Annotated in this window: 21 protein-coding genes and 2 pseudogenes; 12 read left to right on the forward strand and 11 right to left on the reverse strand. The window is 68.1% G+C overall.

The annotated features are described in order from the left end of the window. Complete coding sequence (locus tag AB0L60_RS31650) at nucleotides 1–1,116, reverse strand: hypothetical protein (protein WP_364621427.1); 1,116 nt, start codon at nucleotides 1,114–1,116, stop codon at nucleotides 1–3. A 103-nt stretch (nucleotides 1,117–1,219) separates the two neighbouring features. Here AB0L60_RS31650 and AB0L60_RS31655 point away from each other — a divergent pair, with 103 nt between their 5' ends. Further along, nucleotides 1,220–1,828, forward strand: a complete 609-nt coding sequence (locus AB0L60_RS31655; protein ID WP_364621430.1) for a TetR/AcrR family transcriptional regulator — start codon at nucleotides 1,220–1,222, stop codon at nucleotides 1,826–1,828. A 465-nt stretch (nucleotides 1,829–2,293) separates the two neighbouring features. Here AB0L60_RS31655 and AB0L60_RS31660 read toward each other — a convergent pair whose 3' ends face one another. Together AB0L60_RS31660 and AB0L60_RS31665 are read right to left on the reverse strand one after the other, a co-directional pair. Further along, nucleotides 2,294–3,289 (reverse strand): TIGR03617 family F420-dependent LLM class oxidoreductase, encoded by a 996-nt coding sequence (locus tag AB0L60_RS31660; RefSeq protein WP_364621585.1) that lies wholly within the window; start codon nucleotides 3,287–3,289, stop codon nucleotides 2,294–2,296. A 153-nt stretch (nucleotides 3,290–3,442) separates the two neighbouring features. Further along, nucleotides 3,443–5,068, reverse strand: a complete 1,626-nt coding sequence (locus AB0L60_RS31665) for a GMC family oxidoreductase N-terminal domain-containing protein (protein ID WP_364621432.1) — start codon at nucleotides 5,066–5,068, stop codon at nucleotides 3,443–3,445. 307 nt (nucleotides 5,069–5,375) lie between these two features. Between AB0L60_RS31665 and AB0L60_RS31670 the strand changes: the two genes are divergently transcribed. Next, a complete protein-coding gene (locus tag AB0L60_RS31670) occupies nucleotides 5,376–6,608 on the forward strand; it encodes a cytochrome P450 (RefSeq protein WP_364621435.1) in 1,233 nt (410 codons plus the stop codon). A 39-nt stretch (nucleotides 6,609–6,647) separates the two neighbouring features. Continuing rightward, complete coding sequence (locus AB0L60_RS31675) at nucleotides 6,648–7,136, forward strand: glutathione peroxidase (RefSeq protein ID WP_364621437.1); 489 nt, start codon at nucleotides 6,648–6,650, stop codon at nucleotides 7,134–7,136. Nucleotides 7,137–7,162: 26 nt separating this feature from the next. On the opposite strand, the pseudogene AB0L60_RS31680 reads toward AB0L60_RS31675, so the two are convergent. Both AB0L60_RS31680 and AB0L60_RS31685 read right to left on the reverse strand, forming a co-directional pair. Continuing rightward, nucleotides 7,163–7,477 (reverse strand): annotated as a pseudogene (locus AB0L60_RS31680) (cytochrome P450); the annotation flags it as partial. A gap of 164 nt (nucleotides 7,478–7,641) precedes the next feature. Next, nucleotides 7,642–8,205 carry a helix-turn-helix domain-containing protein gene (locus AB0L60_RS31685; protein ID WP_364621588.1) on the reverse strand — a complete coding sequence of 188 codons (564 nt, stop codon included), beginning with the start codon at nucleotides 8,203–8,205 and terminating at the stop codon, nucleotides 7,642–7,644. Nucleotides 8,206–8,324: 119 nt separating this feature from the next. On the opposite strand from AB0L60_RS31685, the gene AB0L60_RS31690 reads away from it, so the two are divergent. The 3 genes and pseudogenes from AB0L60_RS31690 to AB0L60_RS31700 form a co-directional block, all read left to right on the forward strand. Next, a complete protein-coding gene (locus tag AB0L60_RS31690) occupies nucleotides 8,325–8,744 on the forward strand; it encodes a hypothetical protein (protein WP_364621440.1) in 420 nt (139 codons plus the stop codon). 98 nt (nucleotides 8,745–8,842) lie between these two features. Further along, entirely contained in the window at nucleotides 8,843–9,010 is a 168-nt protein-coding gene (locus AB0L60_RS31695; RefSeq protein WP_364621443.1) for a hypothetical protein, read from the forward strand. 11 nt (nucleotides 9,011–9,021) lie between these two features. After that, nucleotides 9,022–10,299 (forward strand): annotated as a pseudogene (locus tag AB0L60_RS31700) (DUF222 domain-containing protein); the annotation flags it as partial. A 274-nt stretch (nucleotides 10,300–10,573) separates the two neighbouring features. Here the strand turns inward: AB0L60_RS31700 and AB0L60_RS31705 are convergent. The 6 genes from AB0L60_RS31705 to AB0L60_RS31730 are packed head-to-tail and all read right to left on the reverse strand — an operon-like array spanning nucleotide 10,574 to nucleotide 16,450. Next, nucleotides 10,574–11,440: an LLM class F420-dependent oxidoreductase gene (locus tag AB0L60_RS31705; RefSeq protein ID WP_364621446.1), complete on the reverse strand. Its 867-nt coding sequence runs from the start codon at nucleotides 11,438–11,440 to the stop codon at nucleotides 10,574–10,576. A 15-nt stretch (nucleotides 11,441–11,455) separates the two neighbouring features. Continuing rightward, nucleotides 11,456–12,928: an FAD-dependent oxidoreductase gene (locus AB0L60_RS31710; protein ID WP_364621449.1), complete on the reverse strand. Its 1,473-nt coding sequence runs from the start codon at nucleotides 12,926–12,928 to the stop codon at nucleotides 11,456–11,458. Nucleotides 12,929–12,958: 30 nt separating this feature from the next. Further along, nucleotides 12,959–13,336, reverse strand: coding sequence for a carboxymuconolactone decarboxylase family protein (locus AB0L60_RS31715; protein ID WP_364621452.1), 378 nt, complete (start codon nucleotides 13,334–13,336; stop codon nucleotides 12,959–12,961). Beyond that, nucleotides 13,333–14,217, reverse strand: coding sequence for an NAD(P)-dependent oxidoreductase (locus AB0L60_RS31720; RefSeq protein WP_364621454.1), 885 nt, complete (start codon nucleotides 14,215–14,217; stop codon nucleotides 13,333–13,335). The genes AB0L60_RS31715 and AB0L60_RS31720 overlap by 4 nt, the downstream gene beginning before the upstream one ends. Further along, complete coding sequence (locus AB0L60_RS31725; protein WP_364621457.1) at nucleotides 14,214–14,966, reverse strand: SDR family oxidoreductase; 753 nt, start codon at nucleotides 14,964–14,966, stop codon at nucleotides 14,214–14,216. Before AB0L60_RS31725 ends, AB0L60_RS31720 begins: the two co-directional genes overlap by 4 nt. Further along, nucleotides 14,963–16,450 (reverse strand): aldehyde dehydrogenase, encoded by a 1,488-nt coding sequence (locus AB0L60_RS31730; protein WP_364621460.1) that lies wholly within the window; start codon nucleotides 16,448–16,450, stop codon nucleotides 14,963–14,965. The genes AB0L60_RS31725 and AB0L60_RS31730 overlap by 4 nt, the downstream gene beginning before the upstream one ends. Before the next feature lie 233 nt (nucleotides 16,451–16,683). Between AB0L60_RS31730 and AB0L60_RS31735 the strand changes: the two genes are divergently transcribed. Genes AB0L60_RS31735 through AB0L60_RS31760 form a run of 6 tightly spaced genes read left to right on the forward strand, consistent with a single transcriptional unit; the run spans nucleotide 16,684 to nucleotide 22,344 of the window. After that, on the forward strand, nucleotides 16,684–17,892 hold the full coding sequence (locus tag AB0L60_RS31735) for a cytochrome P450 (RefSeq protein WP_364621463.1): 1,209 nt from the start codon (nucleotides 16,684–16,686) through the stop codon (nucleotides 17,890–17,892). Then, nucleotides 17,889–18,680, forward strand: coding sequence for an SDR family oxidoreductase (locus AB0L60_RS31740; protein WP_364621467.1), 792 nt, complete (start codon nucleotides 17,889–17,891; stop codon nucleotides 18,678–18,680). Before AB0L60_RS31735 ends, AB0L60_RS31740 begins: the two co-directional genes overlap by 4 nt. Continuing rightward, nucleotides 18,680–18,883 carry a ferredoxin gene (locus tag AB0L60_RS31745; protein WP_354839004.1) on the forward strand — a complete coding sequence of 68 codons (204 nt, stop codon included), beginning with the start codon at nucleotides 18,680–18,682 and terminating at the stop codon, nucleotides 18,881–18,883. Before AB0L60_RS31740 ends, AB0L60_RS31745 begins: the two co-directional genes overlap by 1 nt. A gap of 56 nt (nucleotides 18,884–18,939) precedes the next feature. Then, on the forward strand, nucleotides 18,940–19,458 hold the full coding sequence (locus AB0L60_RS31750) for a nuclear transport factor 2 family protein (protein ID WP_364621592.1): 519 nt from the start codon (nucleotides 18,940–18,942) through the stop codon (nucleotides 19,456–19,458). Beyond that, nucleotides 19,455–20,708 carry a hypothetical protein gene (locus tag AB0L60_RS31755; protein WP_364621471.1) on the forward strand — a complete coding sequence of 418 codons (1,254 nt, stop codon included), beginning with the start codon at nucleotides 19,455–19,457 and terminating at the stop codon, nucleotides 20,706–20,708. The genes AB0L60_RS31750 and AB0L60_RS31755 overlap by 4 nt, the downstream gene beginning before the upstream one ends. Nucleotides 20,709–20,733: 25 nt before the next feature. Continuing rightward, the gene (locus AB0L60_RS31760) at nucleotides 20,734–22,344 is read left to right on the forward strand and encodes an acyl-CoA synthetase (RefSeq protein ID WP_364621473.1); all 1,611 of its coding nucleotides are present in this window, start codon (nucleotides 20,734–20,736) and stop codon (nucleotides 22,342–22,344) included. Nucleotides 22,345–22,372 lie beyond the last annotated feature (28 nt).

Raw genomic sequence — 22,372 nt, forward strand, 5'->3', positions numbered from 1 at the left:
TCAGTACCCCTCGTACCCGTACCGCGCATTGCGGCCCATGAACACCATTTCGACCAGCCCGTATCCGACCTTGCCGGCGGTCTCGATGCGGCAGAAGGTCTCGCTGAGCATGCTGACCTGCCGCAGATCCGCGGTGTCGGTGAGGTCGGCGGTGAAGCCGTCGCTCCAGTCCGCGCCCTTCCACAGCCCGGAGGCGTAGCCACGGTAGTGGTCGTATCCCGCGAGGCCGGGCCAGAAGCCGGAGACCGGCGTGATGGTGAATTCACGGTCGCGGCCGTCGGCGCCGCGCGCGGTGAAGCTGCCGCCGCTGACGATGCGGAAGTCGTCGCGGAAGGTCAGCGCGTGGTCGGTGGTGACGATCGGGACCGGCTGCGCGGCGGAGCCGATCGGGGCCAGCACGGTGCCCTCGAAGTGCCAGCGCTGCCCGTCGGCGGTCTCGCGCTGCGCGAAGTGCACCAGCTCGTCCTCGAATTGGAAGATGCCCATGTAGTAGAGGACGCCGTCGGGGATGTCGCCAGGCTGCAGGCCCTCGCCCTCGCCGAGGCTGCCGCCGCCCCCGCCGTGGCGGGTGCCCCAGGAGTGGTCGCGCCCGAACCACCAGGTCTCCGGATCGATCTCGAAGCGGGTGCCGGCCACCTCGATCCACCCGGAGATGCGCCCGTTCTGGTAGTAGCGCCGTGCGTCCTCGCGCACCCGGCCGCGGCTGCGGAAGAAGGCGGGTTCCTGTTCGTAGGCCGGGAACTGCCCCTCGAAGTCGAGTTGCAGCCGCACCCCGTGCTCGTTGTCGCCGAGGGTGGCGCGCACCTTGCGCAGCGGTTCGACGATCTCGTACCGGTACGGGCCGACCCGCCAGTCGGCGAGGCCGTCGTAGCGGTCGCCGATCTCGCGCGAGAGCCGGACCACGTGGGCGGTCTTGTCGCCGATCGTGATCATGGCGTAGGCGTCGAGCACATTGCGGTTGGGGTAGCGCGCCATGCCGGTCATCACGCTGATCTCGCCGGTGGTGTCGAAGCCGTACAGGACGACGCGTTCGGTCCAGCGCAGATCGCTCTGCTGGACGTGGTCGAAGGTGGTGGGGAGCTGGTGGGCGAGCAGTTCGTCCTGGGGCGTCAGCATGGGTGCCTCCTGAATTAGAATACGGGCCATACCGTATTTAAAATCGGACGACGATGTAACCTGTTTCAGAATTTGCCACCGACCCGAGCGAGAGGGGAGCCCCGTGACCGCAGCCACCGGGACCGCCCGTCCCGGCCCCGGCCGACCCCGTGACCCGCAACTGGACGCCCTGGTGCTCACCGCGACCCAGGAACTCCTGGTCCGCGACGGCTACCAGGCCACCACCATCGCGGCCGTGGCCCGGCGTGCCGGAGTCGTCACGACCTCGATCTACCGCCGCTGGCCCGGCAAGCGTGCCCTGGTGGAGGATGCGATCTTCGCCCTGGACACCGAGAATCACCCGGTTCCCAGCGGCGACCTGCGCGCCGACCTACTGGCCTGGACGCGCCTGTTCCTCAATGCCGCCGCGCACCCGGCGGCGCGCTCGGCCATCCCCGGCCTGCTCTCGGAGTATCACGACGATCGGGAGAGCTACCGCCGCCTGCTCGACGGCGGTGAGCGGCCGACGATTCAGGCACTGCGCGAGCTGCTCATGGCCGCTGTCGAATCGGGTCAGGCGGCCGACGCCTGCGATGTCGAGGCGATCTTCGAATTCCTGCGGGGTGCGACCCTGATGCGCGCGCTCACGCACGGCACCGAGGATGCCGACCACTTCAGCCGCCGCATCGCGGACGCGCTGCACGCGGTCGCGCAAACTCCCACGTCAGAGTAGGCCCCACCAGTAAATCAGGCAGGCCAGTACGAAGACGACCACGGTTTCCATCGGCAATCCCAATCTTCTTGGCGCACTTACCTACATGATGCCGTGTGCCGGGCGGACAAGGCCACAAATCGGACGAACAAGATCGCTAACCGTTAGCCTGCCACACAAAGAACCCGCCCAGTCCGACACCCCTCGTGGTCGGACTCGGCGGGTTCTGCGCTGGCCTACCACCCCCTTCGTGGTAGGCCATGTCCCCAATTGAGTACCGGTTGGTTGGTTTGCTGTGGCCGACCCGCCACCCCTCGTAGACGGGTCGGCCCCAGCGTTCCCGCCCCCGGATGGTGGCTCGTTGGGTCCGCCGGTGCGTTCCGGCGTTGACACAAACGATGCCGAGCCGCGCTTGGCACGGCCTTAACAAGATCTTGTAATTGCGAAAATGCCTGCTGATGGGCTGTTTTCGTGGAATGTGGAAGCTCAGGAGTCCAGCGCGGTCACCAGGTCGGCAACGGCGGCATCGGTGACCTGGTAACCCGGGAAATAGCAGCAGACGCGAGCGGCGCTGTCGCCGAACCGGGTACGGATCAGCTCCGCGCATTCGACCGGTGTGCCGCTGACGGTGAGCGCGTCCACCATCGGGTCCTCGATGAGCGCGGCCATCTCCCGCCACCGCCCCTGCTTCGAGAGCAGGTTCAGCTCGGGTTGCAGCTCCGCCCAGCCCTCTACCTCCAGGACCGGACGATAGGCGGGCGTGGAACCATAGAACGCCAGCAGGTTTCGCACCGCCCGGCGCGCCTCGCGCAGTTCTTGTTCCGAATCACCCATGGCCACAATGGCTTCCACGATGATCTCGAAGGGCCGCGGTGAGCCTCCGAGCCCTGTCGCGACGGCCGCCAGTGTCCGCTCGCGGAAGTGCCGCTCGGTATTGAACGGCATCACCAGCAGTCCGTCGGCCACCTCCGCCGCCATGGTGGTCATGCGCGGGCCCAGTGCGCCGACCAGAACCGGCGGCGCCCCATGGGGATTCGGTCCCGGATCGAACTGCGGGGTCATGAGCGTGTGCTGCCAGAACCGGCCGCGGTAGTCCAGCCGCTCGCCGTCCTGCCAGGCCCGCAGGATCGCCTGCACCGCCAGCACGGTGTCGCGCATTCGCTCCACCGGCTCCGACCAGGTGCTGCCGTAGCGCCGCTCGATATGGGTCCGGATCTGACTGCCGAGCCCGAGCCGGAATCGCCCGCCCGACAATGACTGCAGATCCCACGCGGTGTGCGCCAGATGCATCGGGCTGCGCGGGAACGCCATGGCCACATTGGTCATGATGTCGACCCCGGACGTGGCGGCCAGTGTCAAGGGCAGGAACACGTCGTGCGCGCCCTCGAAGGTGAACACCCCGTCCACTCCGAGCTCGCGCAATCGCGCTGCGCGGGAAGCCGATTCGGCGAGCGGCGCGTTCAGCCAGATATCGACGGGCAGGGACACCGTGACTCCTCCTGAGACGAGAAAACAACAGCCCCGGGCCGAGAGGTAGTAGGCCCGGGGCTGTTCCGGGTCAGCGGTGGTCGTGATCCGCTGACCCGCGCGGGGGAGCTACCAGGGAAGTAGCAGCACTCCTCCGCGGGCTTGTGGTCAGCCGATGAATTCGGCCGCCTTCTCGCCGATCATGTAGCTCGGCGCATTGGTGTTGCCGCCGGTGATGCTCGGCATGATCGAGGCGTCGGCCACGCGCAGGCCCTCGATGCCGTGCACCTTCAGCGTCGGGTCGACGACCGCGCGCTCGTCCACACCCATGCGGCAGGTGCCGACCGGGTGGTAGATGGAGTGCACGCGGTTGGGCAGCTCGCGGCGCAGCGCGGTCTCGTCCGCCCACTCCTGGCCCGGGAAGAAGTTCTCGGTGATGTCGCCCGCGATGCTCTTGTGCGACATGACCTCGCGGATCATCTTGATGCCCTCGATCAGGAACTCGGTGTCCCACGGGTCGGTCAGGTAGCCCGGGTCGATGAGCGGCGAGGCGAACGGGTCGGCGGAGGCCAGCTTCAGTTCGCCGCGGCTCTTGGGGTAGATGAGGCTGGGCATGACGGTGAGCGCCGGGCGGCGGTCCACCAGGTGCAGCTTGTCGGCGTCCTGGTTGGGCGTCGGGTAGCTCCACGGCAGGGTGTGGATCTGCATGTCCGGGTGGTCGCCCTCGGCGAACTTGGTCTTGACGAAGCCGGCGGCCTCGAAGACCGTGCGGCCCATGAAGGAGCTGCCCGGGTTGCGCATCTCCTTGAGGATGCCGCGCGCGAAGTAGGTGGGGATGCCGCGGTGGATGGCCTTCTTGGACACGAAGGTCATCGGCACGAACAGGTGGTCGTGCAGGTTCTGGCCGACGGGCAGGTCGGCGACCACCTCGATGCCGAGGTCGCGCAGGTGCCCGGCGGGGCCGATGCCCGAGAGCATGAGCAGCTGCGGCGATCCGACGACACCGCCGGAGACGATGACCTCCTTGGCGGCGCGCACGATGCGGCGCGAGCCGTTCTTCTCGGCGATCTCGACGCCGGTGGCGCGGCCGTTCTCGATCACCACGCGGGTGGCCTGCACGTGGGTGAGCACGGTCAGGTTCGAGTTCGGCATGTTGGTGATGAAGCCGCGCGAAGAGCTGTAGCGCACACCGTCTTTCACGCTCTGCTGGAAGATCGAGATGCCTTCCTGCGACGCCCCGTTGTAGTCCTTGATAATCGGCGCGCCGAGGGTCTCGGACGCGGCGGTCATGAACTCCTCGGAGATCGGGGTGAGCTCGCGGGGGCGGGTGACCTCGATCGGGCCGCCGGTGGCGCGGTAGTCATCCGCGCCGTCGACCCAGTTCTCGAGGCGCTTGTAGGCGGGCAGGACCTCGTCGTAGCTCCAGCCGGTGTTGCCCTCGGCGGCCCAGGAGTCGAAGTTGGCGCGGTTGCCGCGCACGTAGAGCATGCCGTTGATGGAGCTGGAGCCGCCCAGCACCTTGCCGCGGGTCATCGGGATCAGCCGGTCGTTGGCGTGCTTCTGCGGGACCGAGTACTGCTTCCACGCCACCAGCTTCTTCAGCTGCGGAACCGTGTGGACCATCGAGATCATGCCGGGGCGGGTGACCAGCTGGGTGTTGTCCTTGCGCCCGGCCTCCAACAGGATCACGCTCGCGCCACGCTGAGCGAGCCGTCCGGCCAATACTGCACCGGCGCTGCCCGCGCCAACGACGACGTAATCGGCTTCGGACGTGGAGCCCGGGGAAGCGGTCATATCAGTTACCTCATCTTCGAGTGTGCCTGGCATCACTGTAGAACAAGTTCTAGTCTGCCGACACACTGGACATGATGTCCAGTCACAAGATCGACTTCAGGACGGGTTGAGTGATCTTGCGGGCGCGGCGGGTCCTCGTTGAACATGTTGCAGATCCACTGCTGCGGGGTAGCTGCCCCGCAGGGCGTGCGGGAACCGGGGGATCGAAGGCTGGAAACGCTGCCCAGCCGCAGGTCGGCATGGTTCAATTTCTGTGAAACACGTTCCAATTTCGTGATCATAGCGGCACCTTGCCCGAGGAGGAACAGTGTCTGTTCCGTCATTACCGGCCGGCTTCGATTTCACCGATCCCGCGCTCTGGGCCGACCACAGCCCCGCCGAGGAGTTCGCACTGCTGCGCCGCACCGCGCCGGTCTGGTGGAATGCCCAGACTCCCGAGCAGGCCGCACCCATGGACGACGACGGTTACTGGGTGATCACCCGCCACGAGGATGTCAAGGAGATCTCCCGCAGACCGGAACTCTGGTCCTCGAATCGCAAGGGCTCCATCATCAAAATGCCCGCCGACTCCGAACCCGAACAGCTCGAACTCGGGCGCGAGGCGCTGCTGGTGAATATGGATCCGCCCAAGCACACCAAGATCCGGCGCATCGTCTCCAAGGGATTCACCCCGCGCGCCATCGAGGGATTGCGGGCCGCGCTCACCGAACGCGCGGCAAAGATCGTGCGGGCGGCGAAGGCGAGTGGCGGCGGCGATTTCATCCAGCAGGTGGCATGCGAGCTGCCGCTGCAGGCCATCGCGGAACTGCTCGGCGTGCCGCAGGACGACCGCCACAAGCTGTTCACCTGGTCCAATCAGCTGCTCAACTACGACGATCCGGAATTCGCGGGCAACAATATGACCGCCAATGCCGAACTGCTCGGCTACGCCTACAACATGGCCGAACAGCGCCGGGCCCGCCCGGTCGGCGATATCGTCTCCCAGCTGGTGACCGCCGATGTGGATGGTGAGGCCCTGGGCTCGGACGAGTTCGGATTCTTCGTCATCCTGCTGTCGGTGGCGGGCAACGAAACCACCCGCAATGCCATCGCACATGGCATGAAAGCCTTTGTGGATCACCCCGATCAGTGGGCGCTGTACAAGGAGCGCCGGCCGCGCACCGCGCCCGATGAAATCGTGCGCTGGGCGACGCCGGTCTCGGCCTTCCAGCGGACCGCCGTGCGCGACACCGAAATCGGCGGGCAGAAAGTTCTGGAGGGGCAGCGGGTGGGGCTGTTCTACAGCTCCGCCAACTTCGACGAGGAGGTCTTCGACCACCCCTTCGAATTCGATGTGGAGCGCGATCCCAATCCGCACGTCGGATTCGGCGGGACCGGAAACCACTTCTGCGTTGGCGCGAATCTGGCGCGGCTGGAGATCGACCTGATGTTCAATGCCATTGCCGACGCCATGCCGGAAATCACCGAGGTCGCACCGCCGCAGCGGCTGCGGTCGGGCTGGATCAATGGCATCAAACACTGGCAGGTGAGCTACTCCTGAACCGGTGACCTCATCGAACTCGTTCTACCATTCGTGTTTGTGACCAATCTTCGCGAAATTCCGCTGCGCACGCTGACCGACAAGCCCACCACGCTGGCCGAACTGGCCGGCGACCAGGTCGTGCTGCTGGTCAATGTCGCCTCCAAGTGCGGGCTCACCCCGCAGTACACGGGCCTGGTCGAACTGCAGCAGACCTACGGGCCGCAGGGCTTCACCGTGGTCGGTGTGCCGTGCAACCAGTTCATGGGCCAGGAGCCCGGTACCGCCGAGGAGATCGCGGAATTCTGTTCCGCCACTTACGGGGTGGACTTCCCGCTGCTGGAGAAGAGCGAGGTCAACGGCGAGGGCCGGATTCCGCTGTATCAGGAGCTGACCCAGGTCGCGGACGCCGCCGGTGAGGCCGGGGACATCCAGTGGAACTTCGAGAAGTTCCTGATCGGGCGCGACGGCGCGGTGCTGGGGCGGTTCCGTCCGCGCACCGAGCCGAAGGATCCGGCCGTGGTCTCCGCCCTCGAGGGCGCGCTGTAACTCGGAGGGCTCCCTGTAGCTCAGCTCTACGACGGCCGTGTCCGGCGGCGATATCGCACCGCGCACGGCTGTTGCAGCTGCACCACCATCTTGGAATGGTCGTTGCGGTAGCTGTCCGATGGCTGCGCGAGCTCGAATTCCCAGTCCCGCAGCAGGATCGAGAAGATGGCCTCGAGCCGCATGAGCGCGAAGGCCGCGCCGACGCAGCGGTAACGGCCCGCGCCGAAGGGGATCCAGGTCCAGCGGTTGGCCAGATCCGCCTGGTTCGGGTCGAGGTAGCGGCCCGGGTCGAAGCGCTCGGGATTCGGGAAGTCCTCCGGAATCCGGTTGGAGACAGCGGGACCCGGGTCATCAGGGCGATGGGATCGGTGCGGAACTCCTCGAGGTGGCCGTGCTCGGGCTCCCCGCCGGATACCGCGCGCGGGTTTGACCAGGGCCATCTGCGACCTCCTGGATAGACACCTGTCCGGACGGTACGGCGGGAGTTGGTGCCCGGCAAGCGGTTTCAGCTCCGCAGCACCCGCAGCGCGAATTTCTCCATGCGATCGGCGATCTCGGCATAGGACACATAGCCCATGCCCGCGCGCACCAGTGCGCCCGCGTAGATCATTTCGAGTGTTTCCACGAGTTCGGGATCGGCGTCCGCGCCCAGCGCGTCGATCAATCGCCGTCGGATCTCGCCGCCGATCCGCAGCCGCAGGTGTGCCACATCCGGATCGGTCCCCAGCAGCGCGGCCGTCACCGCGCCCGCGAGGGTCGGCTCGTCGGCCAGTAGCAGCGCGATCTGCCGCAGTACCGCCAGCACCCGCGCGGTCGAATCGGCGCCCTCCGCGGCGGGCGGCTCGGTGGCGGCCAATCGGCGCCAGAACATCTCCGCGACCAGGTGTTCCTTCGACGAGAAATACGTGTACGCGGTGGCCGTGCCCACTCCGGCCTGCGCCGCCACCATGCGCACGGTGAGCCCGGCGAACCCCTCCCGTGACAGCACATCCATGGCCGCCCGGGTCAGGCGGTCCACGGTATCGGCCTGCTTCTCGGTGAGCCGCCGGCGAGTGGCCTCCATGCTCACCGCAGGGCGGGCGGAAAGGGGATCAGACACGTGTCCGGATGCTACTATGGCCGAGCCCGCCGAGCAACTCGCGGTATGCGCGAACCGTATGAATGAGGGCGCATCGGAAAGGCTTTCGAATGAACCGCATCGCGCTCCAGGTTTCCGCGCGCGAGATGCCGGCACTGATCGAGCGGATCGACAGAACGTGGCCGGTCGACGAGGCTCGCGCATTGTCCGAAGCCGCGCACGCCTATGTGGGCAAGGGTGTCATTCTGGAAGTCGCCGCTCGAGCCGACGAGACCGCGCCGGGTGATTACGACAGCGAGGTTCGTGGGTGGCGTACGCCGCTGCGTCTGCTCCTGATCGCCGAGCCGGGCTCCGATGCCGCCGCCGAGCTCGCCTACGACGACTGGGCTCATTGGATCGCCGGTGGCGGGCTGCTCGTGCTCCGCGAGGCCGATGCCCTCCATCGCCGAGTCGCGGCCGGAGGGAAGTTCCGCGAGCTCGCCGCGGTCGGAGCGCTGCGAATCCTGCAACGGATCGCCGCCTGTAATTAGACCGCGCTGCGCGAATCCTATTGTTTGCCAGACCTTTTCAAGGCGTGTCTCGGCTATCTTGCTTCCGTGTCTTCAGATTCGAAATTATGATCGAATCTATGGGTGAATCAACTGGTTATGGCTTCGCCGCCGTGCAGGTGGTGGAGCGACTCCGTGTGGTGCACTCGATGATTGCTGCGGCTCAGGCCGAAGAGGTCGAGCTGATGACGCAGCTGTATCGGCTGCGGCGTGAGCAGCAGTTGGAGCTGGGGGTCGGTGCGTTGTAGCGGGGGAGGATGCCGCCACCGAGATCGGGATCGCGCTGAAGGCGTCGCAGCGGTCGGCGGACGGGCTGATCGCGCTCGGTCTGGGCTTGGACAACCGATACGGCGGTACTCGCGAGGCTTTCGCCGATGGGCGGATCGACCTGCCACGGGTGCGGGCGATCAGTGAAACGCTGGCCAATGCTTCCGAGGATCTGGTCGCGGAGCTGGAGCCGCGGATCGTTGCGTATGCGGAAAAGGCTGAGCCGCAGCGGGTTCGGCGGACCCTGCGGCGGTGGCTGCTGGAGGCGGATCCGGCCGGTCAGGCCACGCGGCGCAAGTCCGCCGAGGCGGACCGGTACGTGAAAGTCACCGCGGCCGATGACGGCACCGCGCTGCTCGATGGGGTGCTGCCCGCCGCCGGTGGGCAGGCGCTCTATGAGCGGTTGCGGGAAATGGCGACCACGCAGTGCTGCGGGAACGATCCGCGCACCACCAATCAGCGCCGGGCTGACGCCTTGGTCGCGCTGGCTGACGGCCGCGGTCGCCTCACCTGCGAATGTGGGCGCGCCGACTGCCCCCGCGCCGATGCGGGCGAGCCAACCCCTGCGGCGCGCAAAGCCCTTGTGCAGGTCTGGGTTTCGGCGGAGACGCTGGCCGGCCTGCAGGACAACCCGGCACTGCTCGCGGGTCTCGGTGCGATCGATGCCGACCTGGCCCGCCAGATCGCACGGCATGCCCGCTTCGACATCATCACCGACCCGGCCGCTCCGGCACCCGTACCCGCGGCGCGGGCCACTGATTCCGAGTTGCGATACCGCCCTGCGGCCCGGGCCGCCAGACGAGTTCGCGCTCTCGACGGTGGTTGCCGCGCACCGGGCTGCGGAGTTCCCCCTGCCGGAACCGATCTCGACCATCAGGATCGATTCGATCACGCGGACCCCGAGAATGGCGGCCGCACAGTCGAGTCCAATCTCGGATGCCGGTGTCGTCGCCACCATCGATTGAAGACACTCGCCGACAATGGAGCCAATGGCTGGCAGGTCGTTCACCATCCGGACCGGAAGGTCGAATGGCGCACGCCCTCAGGTGGTTCGGTGATCACTTCCCCGGAGGGGGCGAAGTTCCTGTTTCCGGCGCTGGCGGTGCCGCCGGTCACCGCTCCCGGAGTTCCGGATGCCGAACCGATTCGGCCGCTGATCGATCCCGGCCCGGTGGTCAACGCTATGGCCGAGATCGTCCATGTCTATTGCACGCCGGGCCAGCGGCGGGCGGTACGTTCACATGCTGGGGCCTCCCGCGTCACTATGTGATTCAGATGCATGAGGCCAGGTAACTCGGGGGAAGACAACCAGGGTGGATGACTGGCAACTGGATTCCTCGCGCGGTGATGCACCTGGAAGTGTGGTTGCTTCGCCTGCCCTACCGGACCTTCGCTGACGCGGCTTGGGTGCCGCAAGAAGCGAAAGCTCGGATGTTCGACGGAGGCGCGGTTTTCGGCAACTGTCGCGTCACTCCTCTGCGCAGACCGGCCTCCACGCCTGCGATTTGTTGCGGGCGGGGAGGCCGGTGTTGCTCCGGGACGGGTCAGGCGGTGGGGGTGGCCAGGCCCAGTGGGGTGAGTTTGCCTGCCAGGCGGTCGAGGTAGGCGAGGACGTCGGGTTCGGGTTTGTCGGGGAGGCCGTAGAGGACGTCGGTGACGCCGGCTTCGGCCCAGGCCGAGAGTGTTTCGAGGTCGGGTTTGTGGGCGAGGGCGACCACGCGGGGGGTGCCTTCGCGGCCTGCTTCCTGCCAGTGCTTCATCAGCAAGGTGGTGGAGGCGGAGACGTCGGATTCGTAGGGGGTGGTGATCCAGCCGTCGCCGGAGCGGGCGATCCATTTGAAGGTCTTCTCGGTGCCGCCGGCGCCGATGAGGACGGGGATCTGGGATTGGATCGGCTTGGGCCAGGCCCAGCTGGGGCCGAAGGAGACGAAATCGCCGGTGTAGGAGGCTTCTTCCTCGGTCCAGAGGGCGCGCATGGCTTCGATGTATTCGCGCAGGACGGTGCGGCGCTTGTTGCCGGGTACGCCGTGGTCGGTGAGTTCGTCGGTGTTCCAGCCGAATCCGGCGCCGAGGGTGACGCGGCCGCCGGAGAGGTGGTCCAGGGTGGCGATGGTCTTGGCGAGGGTGATGGGGTCGCTCTCGGTGGGCAGCGCTACCGCGGTGGACAATTCGATGCGGGAGGTGACTGCGGCGGCCGTACCGAGGGCCACCCACGGGTCGAGGGTGCGCATGTAGCGGTCGTCGGGGAGTTCGGCGGTGCCCGTCTGGGGGTGGGCCGCGTCGCGTTTGACGGGGATGTGGGTGTGCTCGGGGACGAAGAAGGAGTCGAAGCCTCGATCTTCGGCGGCCTTGGCGGCGGCCGCGGGCGTGATGCCGCGGTCGCTGGTGAACAGGACGATGCCGAATCGCATGGGGGACGGCTCCTTTCAGAGCTGCTTGGCGGCGGAGACGCCGGCTCGGCGGCCGTAGAAGCTGCCGTCGCCGAGGGAGCAACCGGAGGCGTAGCCGCCGGCGCAGATGCCGGAGGTGACGCGGCCCGCGGCGTACAGGCCGGGGATGGGCTCGCCGGAGACGTGGAGGACTCGGGAGTCCAGGTCGGTGCGCAGGCCGCCCAGGGTGAAGCCGCCGGTGTAGCCGCGCAGGTCGTAGGCGCCGAGCGGGGTGCGGATGGGTTTGACCCACTCGGTCTTCTTGTGCAGCAGCGGATCCTCGCCCTGCTCCGCGTGGTGGTTGTAGAGGTCGACGGTGGCCTGCAGGGTGTGCTCCGGCAGGCCCATCTCGCTCTCCAGTTCGGCGACCGTCTCGGCCACCCAGGTCGGCGCGGTGCGCAGGAACGACAGCGAGGACTTGCTCTCCATCGCCTCCTCCAGCGCGAGTTCGTCGATCACCAGGTACGCCTGATTGCCCTGTTCTTGCAGCACGGCCTGACCCATGCGCCCGGCGTAGGTGTCCTCGGTGATGAAGCGCTGCCCGCGCCCGTTCACCAGGATGCCGCGCGCCACCACCTGCGGGTCCACCACCAGCGCGACCTCGGTGGCGTCCATGTGCGCGAGATCCGCGCCCAGCGACTGGGCGACCCGGATGCCGATGCCGTCGTGCTCCTCGACGGTGGCGGTGGGCCGGCCGGAAATCTTGGGTGCGTAGCGCTGCACCATTTCATGGTTGTAAGCGAAGCTGCCGGTGGCCAGCACCACGCCGCGTTCGGCGCGCACGTGTACCGGCTTGCCGTAGCGGGTGGCGGCCACGCCCACCACGCGACCGGTCTCGTCGACGATGAGCCGGCGTAGGCGCACGTCGTATTCGTGTCGCACGCCGAGTTCGTCGGCCTTGTGGGCGAGGGGCTCCATCAGCATGTAGCCGCCGCCCTTCTCGCCCAGTTTCTTGTCCTTGGTCCAGGCCAGGTGACCGCGCGGCGCGGGCGGGATCGAGTCCTTGAACGGCGCGGCGTTTTCGCCGCCGGAGTACATCAGGCCCTGGTCGCCGGGCGGCTCGTAGCCGGGCTCGCCCCAGAATTCCTCCTTGAACGGAACGCCCTGGGCGACCAGCCAATCGAAGTGCTCGATACTGCCCTGGCAGTAGTCGTGGATCTTGGCCTTGTCGACGCCCGGGCCCAGGGCCGCAGTGAGGAATGCCTCCATGTTCTCGGCGGTATCCTCGAAGCCCAGTTTCCGCTGCAGCGCGGTACCGCCGCCGAGATAGATGAAGCCGCCGGACATGGCGGCCGCACCGCCCCAGCCGCCGGTACGTTCCAGCACCAGGACGTCGGCCCCCGAGCGTGCGGCCTCGATGGCCGCGCACACCCCGGCGATGCCGAAACCGACGACCACGACGTCGGTCTGGTCATCCCAGGTCTCGACCTCGCTGGCCAGAAGCGGTCGGACGCTTGCGGTTTCCGCCATTGTCTCTGTATTCCTCACTGCGGGTTGGGATTACTTCTTCTTGTCCTTGGCGAGCGTCTTGCGAATGACGCCGTCCAGTTTGGTGGCCGCGGGCCAGCCCACGTAGTGGGCCAGGAACACCGCGATCTCACGCAGTTGATCGGCGTCGAGCTCGCCATTGCGCAGGGCCGCGCCGACCTGGATCTCGGCGATCTCCGAATGTCCCTGCGCCGTAATGGCGCCGAGCAGCAGCAGCCGCCGGTCGCGCAGCGACAGGCCGGGCCGATTCCAGATGTCGGCGAACAGGTGATCGACGGTGACCTCGAAGAACGGATCACCGGCCAGGTTCGGCAGCTCGAAGCCGTACACCTCCGACATCTTCTTCAGGCCCTGCTGCCGCTGTTCGGAGGGACTCTGATCCGCTGTCATGACTGCTCCTTCGCGATCGTTCCGGGCCCCACGCCGAGCCCGTCACCCAGGTCGTGCAATGCGCGCCGCGCCAGCGGCAGGTCGACATCCAGCCGCCCGGCCAGGTCCAGCGCCAGCGCCAGATCCTTCTCGCCGAGGTCGCGGACGTGACCGAGGATCGGGAACCAGAAGTCGTCCGCGGCGACCGGCGCGGTGGTCTTGCGCAGCATGATCGCGCCGGGCCCGCCGGTGTGCGAGTCGGAATGCCGGACCACCTTGCCGAGCGCGGCGATGTCCAGCCCGCCCGCCTCGGCCAGTCGCTGTGCCTCCGACGCGGCGGTGAAGGCGACGAAGTGCAGCAGGTTGCGTGCCAGCTTCATCCGCGTGCCCGCACCGACCTCGCCGGCGTGGATGACCAGGGATCCGAAGCGCCCGAACGGTTCCCGCACCGTCTCGAAGGCGGCGGCGCTGCCGCCCACCATGACCGCGAGCTCCCCGCGCTGCGCGGCCGGCGCCCCGCCGCTGATCGGCGCGTCCACGAATTCCACGCCGTGCGAGGCACATTCGGCGTCGAGCTCGACGGCGGTGCGATCGGAGATGGTGGAGTGCACGGCGATGACCGTGCCCGGTTTCGCGGTCTGCAACAGCCCGTCGGGGCCGGTCACGACCGAGCGCACCTGGTCGTCGTCGAGGACCACGACCGAGACGACGCCGCAGCGCTGTGCCACCTCGGCGGCGGTGGCGGCGGCCGTCGCGCCCGCGTCGGTGAACGGCCGCACCGCGTCCGGCCGCATGTCGCACACCACCAGCCCGCCCGGCCAGTCGACCAGGCGCTGCGCCATCGGCGCGCCCATATTGCCGAGTCCGATGAACCCGACCGAGATTTCCTGGTTCTCGCTCATGGCCGGAAGACCTGCCCCCCATCGACATTGAGCACCTGGCCGGTCACCCAGGCGGCGTCGTCGGACAGCAGGTACAGGCACGCCCCGACCATGTCCTCGGTGGTGCCGAGCCGCTTGAGCGCCATCTGCTTCACCAGCTGATCCACGAACTGGTCCGGCACGATGCTGCGGGTGGCCTCGGTGTCGGTGGGGCCGGGCGCGATGGCGTTGACCCGAATCTTGGAGTGCCCCAGCTCGTGTGCCAGCTGCTGGGTCAGGCTGTTGATGCCCGCTTTGGCCAGCCCGTAGAACCCGGAGTAGGTCCAGGCCGCGGTGGACGACTGATTGACGATCGACCCGCCGCCCTTGGCCGCGATGTGCTGGTACACCGCGCGCGTCATGTTCAGTGCCCCATCGAGATTCACGGCCATGAACTTCTTGTAGTAGTCCCACGGCACGGTCAGCAGGATGTCGAGCTTCATGTCGCCGTAGATGGCGGCATTGTTGACCAGGTGATCGATGCCGCCGAACTCGGCGACGGTGAAGTCGGCGACCGCCTTCGCGGAGGCCGGGTCGGCCACGTCGACCTGCGCGAAGACCGCGACGCCGCCGGCGGCGGTGATCTCCTTGGCGACGGTCTCGCCCAGTTCGCTGTTGAGGTCGGCGACAACCACTTTCGCGCCCTCGGCGGCCAGCGCCCGTGCGTAGGCGGCGCCGATGCCGCGCGCGGCGCCGGTGACGATGATCGACCTGTCGGTGAATCGGTTCATGTCAGTTCTCCTCGGACACCGGTCGCGATGAGTTTGGTTTCGGTGTATTCCTCGAAGCCGAGGACGCCCATTTCCCGGCCGATGCCGGACTGCTTGTAGCCGCCGAAGGGCGCGTCGGCCGAATACCAGATGCCGCCGTTGACGCTGAGCGTCCCGGTGCGCACGCCCTCCGCGACCGCGCGCAGCCGCTCGGGATCGCGTCCCCAGACCGAGCCGGACAGGCCGTAGGGGGAGTCGTTGGCGATGCGGACGGCATCCGCGTCACCGTCGTGCGGGATGACGGTGAGGACGGGCCCGAAGATCTCCTCCTGGGCCACGGTGGAGCTGTTGGGCAGCCCCGTGATCAGGGTCGGCTCGATGTACCAGCCGCCGGCGCGCTCGGGGCGTCCGCCGCCGGTGACGATGGTGCCGCCCTCGGCGCGCGCGATCTCGAGATAGCGTTCGACGCGCGCCAGCTGCCGCTCGGAAATGACGGGGCCGCAGACGGTTCCGGGTTTCGACGGATCTCCGGGCTTGATCCCGGCCAGGGTGCGCGCGGCCGCTTCGACCGCCTGATCGTGCAGTTCGCGCGGCACCAGCAGGCGGGTGCTGATCGCACAGCCCTGCCCGGCGTGCACGCACACCCCGAACGCCGCGTAGGCGGCCGCCGCCGCGATGTCCGCGTCGTCCAGCACGATGAACGCCGATTTCCCGCCCAGCTCCAGGAACACCTTCTTCAAAGACGTTGCCGCAGCGGCCATGACGGCCCGGCCGGTCTGCGTCGACCCGGTGAACGAGATCATGTCCACCCGCGGATCGGTGACCAGCTGGGCGCCCAGCCCGTGGTCGTCGGAGGTGACGATATTGACCACCCCGGCCGGAATATCGGTCTCCTCGGCGATGATCCGGCCCACGGCGGCCGCGCACCACGGTGTATCGGGCGCGGGCTTGAGCACCACCGTGGTTCCCGCCGCGAGCGCCGGGCCCAGCTTGGCGAAGTTGATCTGGTGCGGGAAATTCCAGGGCGTGATCGCCCCGACCACGCCGATGGGTTCGCGGCGCACCCGCCGCGCACTCTTGATCCCCATGGGTGAGGCGATGCCGAGATCGGTTTCCCACGCGTAGTTCTCGGCGAGGTCGGCGAAATATCCGAGATCCCCGACCGGGCCCTCCAGCTGCGGCCCGCTGGTCAGCATGCGGGGTGCGCCGGCCTCGGCGATGGTGATCTCGCGTAGTTCCTCGAGGTGCCCGCGCAGCGCGTCCCGCAGCTGCCGCAGGCAGGTCGCGCGAAATCCCGGATCGCGCGACCAGTCGGTGGTGTCGAAGGCGGTACGGGCGGCGGCGATGGCCGCGTCCATATCGGCGGCGTCGGCATTGGCGGCGTAGCCGAGGGTTTCCCCGGTGGCGGGGTTGGCGGTGGTGAACACACCGCCGCCGCCGGGCGTCAGCTTGCCGCCGATCAGCAGGTGCGAACCGCCGTCGGGGACGAGATCGCTCGGGCTCATAGGTAGCTCCCATGCTGTCCGGACACGTGTACGGACTATAGGTTCGTGGCTCGGATACGCGCAAGAACCTGTTTCAGTTTGCGCGGACCTTGCCGATTTGGTTCACGGGATTCCGTTGTCAGGCGATCCCGTCGCTAGTACCGTACAGACACATGTCCAGCTACGTGTCTCCGTTGCTGGAAAACGTTCATCGGCTCCGATGAACGCGTTATCGAAGACGAGGTGCAGACACCATGACCGCAGCCTCCCTAGAGCCGCTGCTGTTCGACCCCTACGACTACCGCATCCACGAGGACCCATACCCCGTGTACCAGCGGTTGCGCACCGAGGCGCCGGTGTACCACCACCCCGACCTGGACTTCTGGGCACTGTCGCGGCACGCCGACGTGACCGCCGGCTTCCGCGACAACATCCGGCTCTCCAGCGCCAACGGCGTCTCCCTGGACCCCGCCGCCTGGGGTCCGCACGCCTGGCGGACCATGTCCTTCCTGGCCATGGACGATCCGCGGCACCTGCGCCTGCGCAAGCTGGTCTTCCAGGGCTTCACGCCGCGCCGGGTCAGCGAGATGAGCGATCGCATCCGCGACATCACCCGGCACTGTCTCGAACCCGCGCTGGCCGGAGGCGATTTCGACTGGATCGACGCGGTGGCGGGACAGGTCCCGATGGACGTCATCTCCGAACTGCTGGGCGTCCCCGAATCCGATCGCACCGAACTGCGCAGGCTCGCGGACCTGCTGGTGCATCGCGAGGAGGGCGTGCTGGATGTGCCGGTCGCGGCCATGGAGGCCGCCCTGCAGCTGGCGGGCTACTACAACGAGATGCTGGTGGCCCGGAAGCGGCAGCGCACCGACGATCTGACCTCGGCCCTGCTCGACGCCGAAGCCGACGGGGACCGGCTCACCGACGAGGAGATCCTCGGATTCATGTTCCTCATGGTGGTCGCCGGGAACGAGACCACCACGAAACTGCTGGGCAATGCGCTGTATTGGGCGGGCCGCAATCCCGGCGAGTACGCGAAGGTCGCCGCCCATCCGGAACTCGTGGCGGACTGGGTGGACGAGACGCTGCGCTACGACGCGTCGAGTCAGATTCTGGCCCGCACCGCCGCCGAGGACCTGGAGTACTACGGGCAGACGATTCCGCGGGGCTCGAAGGTGCTGCTGCTCGTCGGTTCCGCCAATCGCGACGCCGCCGTCTTCCACGACCCGGACCGCTACGACATCGAACGCGCCGACAAGGGCGGGCTGATCAGCTTCGGCCGCGGCGTGCACTTCTGCCTGGGTGCGCACCTGGCCCGGCTGGAGGCCTCGATCGTGCTGGGGGAGTTCGCGGCTCGCGTGCCCGCCTTCGGCATCGGTGAATCCGGTTGCCGGCGCGTGCATTCGGTGAATGTGCGCGGTTTCGCCCACCTGCCCGTCTCCGTGGAGGTCCGCCGATGACCCGATTCCCCGCACATCCCGGCCGCCGTCCCGCCATTGTCGCGGGCGCGTCCTCCGGCATCGGCGCCGCCACGGCGGAAGCCCTTGCCGCCCTGGGGCATCCGGTCGCGCTCGGCGCACGCCGGGTGGAGATCTGCGAGACCCTCGCCGAGAAGATCCGCGCGGCCGGCGGTGAGGCGTTCGCCGGACGGCTGGACGTCTCCGACACCGATTCGGTGCACGAATTCGTGACCGCCGCTGAGGCAGCGCTGGGCCCCACCGAGATCCTGGTCTCCGGTGCGGGCGACCTCGAATTCGGGCAGGCCTGGGAAATGGATCCAGACGTCTTCGAATCCCAGGTCCGCGTGCACCTGGTCGGCGCGCAGCGCCTCGCGCACCGGGTGCTGCCCGGCATGATCGAACGGCAGCGCGGCGACTTCGTCGTCATCGGCTCCGACTGCGCGGTCCGGGTGCGCCCCGGCGCGGGCGCGTACAACGCGGCCAAGACCGGGGTGGAGGCCTTCGCCACCCAGCTGCGCATGGAGCTGGAGGGCACCGGGGTGCGCTCGTCCATCGTCCGCCCGGGGCAGACGCTCACCGGCATGGGCATGCAGGCCACCCCGGAAGTCGTCGGCCCGCTGCTGGAGAACTGGGTGAAATGGGGCTTCGCCCGGCACCCGCAGTTCCTGCGGCCCGCCGATCTCGCGGCGGCCGTGACCGCGGTCGTCTCCACCCCGCGCGGCGCGCACCTGGTGCTGGTGGAGGTGCAGCCGGAAGCGCCGATCCAGGACAGGAAGGACGCCTCCTGATGCGACTGATCGTCGATCTCGATCTCTGCCAGGGCCACGCCGTTTGCCAGGACGAGGCCCCCGAACTCTTCCAGGTGCCCAAACAGGGCCAGGTCCGGATCCTGCGCCCCGATCCCGGCGCCGACCTGGAGGCGGCCCGCGCCGCCGTCCGCTACTGCCCGACCCAGGCGCTGTCGCTGGTCGACGACAGCGCCGCCGAATAGCGCAATCCGAACAGAAGGAGGCCGCGGTGAGCTGGTCCCGCGACGAACTCGACGAGATGATCCGCCGCTGGGTGGACGAGAACAAACAGTGTGAGGCCCAGGGCGATTGGAAGCCGCTCGAGCACTTCTACATCGAGGACGCCACCTACGGCTGGAACTACGGTCCGCAGCAGGAGTTCATGGCCGTCGGCCGCGACGAGATCCGTGACCTCGCGCTCGGCCAGGAGATGTTCGGTCTGGAGGGCTGGACCTATCCGTATCAGGAATTCGTGGTCGACGAGCGCAGCGGCAGTGTCATCGGCTTCTGGAAGCAGGTCAACGAGGGCTGGCGGGCGGATGGCCGGCCCTACAGTCCGGAGGGCATCGGCGGCAGCTGGTTCCGCTACGCGGGCGACTTCCAGTGGTCCTGGCAGCGCGATTTTTTCGACTTCGGCAATGTGACCGCGCTTTTCGTCGAGATGATCTCGAACGACGCGCTATCGTCCGGGATGCGCAAGCGCATGGAACGGGCCATGACGGGCGAGCCGCTGCCCGGCTGGTACCCCGTCGGAAAGGGGCCGGTGCCCCTGTGGTGAACAGCAGATTCGAAGCCCTGACCAGATCCGAACTGGCCCTGCTGGTTCCGGAGCTGCTGCTGTGCGGCCACCTCATCGACCGCTCCGGCATGGCGCACGTGCTGGGCGCGCTCGGCCGGGAGGGCATGACGGCGGTGGCCATCGAGGAATGGCAGCTGGCCAGCCCGGTCTACACCCGGCGCATGCGGCGGGCGCTCGACATCACCGGCGACGGCGTGGACGCCATCTTCAAGGGCTTCCAGCTGGATATCGGCGCGCCACCGCAATTCATGGACTTCCGCTTCCGGGTGATCGACCACGACCACGGCGAATTCCATCTCGACCACTGCGGCGCGCTCGCCGACGTGGAGCCGATGGGCACCGAGTTCGTGGTCGCCATGTGCCACGACATCGAAGACCCCACCTTCGACGCGACCGCGCTGGCCACCAACCCCTACGCGCAGGTCCGCCCGGTGCACCGGCCACCTCGCGTGCCCACCGACCGGAAGCCGGTGTGCGCGTGGACGGTCACCATCGACCCTGCGCACGAGCCACCGGTCCCGCCCGACGACGCGCAGGTGGTGGCCGGATCCGAGGCCGCCGCCACGGTATTGGCGCCCATCGACCCGGAAGATCCGGGGCAGCACGACTATTCGGGTCCGCTGCTGAGCGACCTGCGGTTCGCGGACTTCTCCCGCTCGGCGCTCATCCGGATCGCCGACGAGGTGTGCCTGCAGCACCATCTGCTCACCCTCGGCTACAAGACCGCCGTCGAGGCCCGGACAAAACCCGAAGTGGCGCTGGATATCCTGCGCAAGCAGTGGACGGGAATCGCCGGCCTCACCGCCGAGCGCATCCGCACGGCGCTCGGGCTCGGCGACGACGCCGCGGCGCTGGCCAAGGTGCTGCGGCTGCATCCGGCCTTCAATCCGGCCGCCTATGTCGATATCGAGGTCGCCACCGAGACCACCGGTGGAGAACAACTGGTGGAACTGCGCGTCGGCCGCGGCTGCGGCGCGATCGACGACGGCGCGTGGGCCGCCCTGCTCGACCCCGAGCACCTGGCCCCGCTCGACGCACTGGCGCGCGGGGTCAACCCGCGTTTCCACACCCGCGTCCGCTCCGTCGACGAGTGCGGCCTCACCCTCGAAATCGGTTGCGCGGACCTGCCGTACCGCGAGGCCGACGAGGTCGCCATCACCCGGTTCAGCTCCGGGGCCGCCTTCACCTTCACCGACCGGGGCACCCCGCTGCCGCTCACCGTCCTGTAGCCGGAACACACCAGGAGATACGGCCATGGCGTGCACTTTCGCCGACCTCTACGAACACTCCGCCGACGCCGTGCCGGACCGTACCGCCGTCATCGAGGGCCCGCGCCGGCGCACCTTCGCCGAACTCGACGCCCGCGCCAACCGGCTGGCTCACCACCTCGCCGCCGCCGGCGCGGGACCGGGGACCCACATCGGCTTCCACATGCACAACAGCATCGAGAGTCTCGAAACACTGCTGGGCTGCTACAAGATTCGCGCGGTACCGATCAATATCAACTACCGGTACCGCGCGGAGGAACTGCGCTACGTCTACGACAACGCCGACCTCGAGATGACGGTGCACCACCGCTGCTACGCGCCGCTGATCGAGGAGATCCGGCCGCAATTGCCGAAGCTGCGGCACACCCTGGTGGTCGAGGACGATCAGGGCGGCGCGGGGCTGCCGACCGCCTCCGTCCCGTACGAGCAGGCGCTCGAATCCGGTTCGCCCGACCGGGATTTCGCGCCGCGCAGCGCCGACGACCACTTCATCATGTACACGGGCGGCACCACCGGCCTGCCCAAGGGCGTCATCTGGCGGCAGGAGGACATGTGGCGGGTGCTGGGCGGCGGCATCGACTTCTACACCGGTGAACCCGTCGCCGACGAGTACCAGCAATCCCGTGCGGGGGCCGAGAACCCCTCGCCCATGACCTGGTTCGTGCTGCCGCCGCTCATTCACGCCGCCGCCATGATGCCCACCTTCACCGCGCTGTGGTCCGGCAACGCGGTGCTGTTCCAGCCGCGCTTCGACGCCGACGAGGTGTGGCAGGTGGTGGCGCGGGAGCGGCCCCAGGTCCTGGTGGTCACCGGCGACGCCATCGCCCGGCCGCTGGTGGACTCCTACCGGGCCGCGCCGGTGGACGCGTCCTCGCTGATCTCCATCGGCTCCGGTGCGGCCCAGCTCACCCAGCCGGTGAAGAACGCACTGCTGGAACTGTTCCCGAACACACTGGTCACCGAATCCATCGGCTCCTCCGAAACCGGTTTCGGCGGTATCGGATTCGCGCAGAAGGACGACGATCCGGCCCGCGCGCCGCGGGTGCACACCGGGCGCGGGGCGCTGGTGGTGGACGACGCCGGGCGACCCGTCGCGCCGGGCGGCGCGGGCTGGGTAGCCAAGACCGGCAATGTGCCGATCGGCTACTACAAGGATCCGGTCAAGACCGACAAGCTCTTCCGCACCGTGGACGGGGTGCGGGTGGTCATCACCGACGATCGCGCGCGTGTGGAGTCCGACGGGTCGGTCACCCTGATCGGCCGCGGCAACATGGTCATCAATACCGGCGGGGAGAAGGTCTTCCCGGAAGAGGTCGAGGCCACCGTCAAGGCTCATCCCGCCGTCTACGACGCGGTCGTCATCGGGGTGCCGCACGAGCGCTGGGGGCAGCTGGTGGCGGCCGTGGTGTCGCCGGCCGCGGGGGCGATCGACTTCGCCGCGCTGGCGGAGCACGTGCGCGCGCGTCTCGCGGGATACAAACTGCCGCGGCGGATCTGGGTGGCCGAGACCGTCGCGCGCACGCCGAGCGGCAAGCCCGACTACCGCTGGGCCAAGGGTTATGTGGCCGAGCGGGGACCCGACTATGAGGCGAGGTGAAGAAACTCGGCGAAACGAGCGGCGTCCG

The organism is Nocardia sp. NPDC051981 (assembly GCF_040680715.1).
Taxonomy (GTDB): Bacteria; Actinomycetota; Actinomycetes; order Mycobacteriales; family Mycobacteriaceae; genus Nocardia.

Excerpts from the sequence above, each read along its gene's own strand:
- AB0L60_RS31650 (WP_364621427.1), bottom strand. The coding sequence starts at position 1,116 with ATGCTGACGCCCCAGGACGAACTGCTCGCCCACCAGCTCCCCACCACC.
- AB0L60_RS31665 (WP_364621432.1), bottom strand. The coding sequence starts at position 5,068 with ATGACCGCTTCCCCGGGCTCCACGTCCGAAGCCGATTACGTCGTCGTT.
- AB0L60_RS31690 (WP_364621440.1), top strand. The coding sequence starts at position 8,325 with ATGAACCGCATCGCGCTCCAGGTTTCCGCGCGCGAGATGCCGGCACTG.
- AB0L60_RS31695 (WP_364621443.1), top strand. The coding sequence starts at position 8,843 with ATGGGTGAATCAACTGGTTATGGCTTCGCCGCCGTGCAGGTGGTGGAG.
- AB0L60_RS31705 (WP_364621446.1), bottom strand. The coding sequence starts at position 11,440 with ATGCGATTCGGCATCGTCCTGTTCACCAGCGACCGCGGCATCACGCCC.
- AB0L60_RS31710 (WP_364621449.1), bottom strand. The coding sequence starts at position 12,928 with ATGGCGGAAACCGCAAGCGTCCGACCGCTTCTGGCCAGCGAGGTCGAG.
- AB0L60_RS31715 (WP_364621452.1), bottom strand. The coding sequence starts at position 13,336 with ATGACAGCGGATCAGAGTCCCTCCGAACAGCGGCAGCAGGGCCTGAAG.
- AB0L60_RS31720 (WP_364621454.1), bottom strand. The coding sequence starts at position 14,217 with ATGAGCGAGAACCAGGAAATCTCGGTCGGGTTCATCGGACTCGGCAAT.
- AB0L60_RS31725 (WP_364621457.1), bottom strand. The coding sequence starts at position 14,966 with ATGAACCGATTCACCGACAGGTCGATCATCGTCACCGGCGCCGCGCGC.
- AB0L60_RS31730 (WP_364621460.1), bottom strand. The coding sequence starts at position 16,450 with ATGAGCCCGAGCGATCTCGTCCCCGACGGCGGTTCGCACCTGCTGATC.
- AB0L60_RS31735 (WP_364621463.1), top strand. The coding sequence starts at position 16,684 with ATGACCGCAGCCTCCCTAGAGCCGCTGCTGTTCGACCCCTACGACTAC.
- AB0L60_RS31740 (WP_364621467.1), top strand. The coding sequence starts at position 17,889 with ATGACCCGATTCCCCGCACATCCCGGCCGCCGTCCCGCCATTGTCGCG.
- AB0L60_RS31745 (WP_354839004.1), top strand. The coding sequence starts at position 18,680 with ATGCGACTGATCGTCGATCTCGATCTCTGCCAGGGCCACGCCGTTTGC.
- AB0L60_RS31750 (WP_364621592.1), top strand. The coding sequence starts at position 18,940 with ATGATCCGCCGCTGGGTGGACGAGAACAAACAGTGTGAGGCCCAGGGC.
- AB0L60_RS31760 (WP_364621473.1), top strand. The coding sequence starts at position 20,734 with ATGGCGTGCACTTTCGCCGACCTCTACGAACACTCCGCCGACGCCGTG.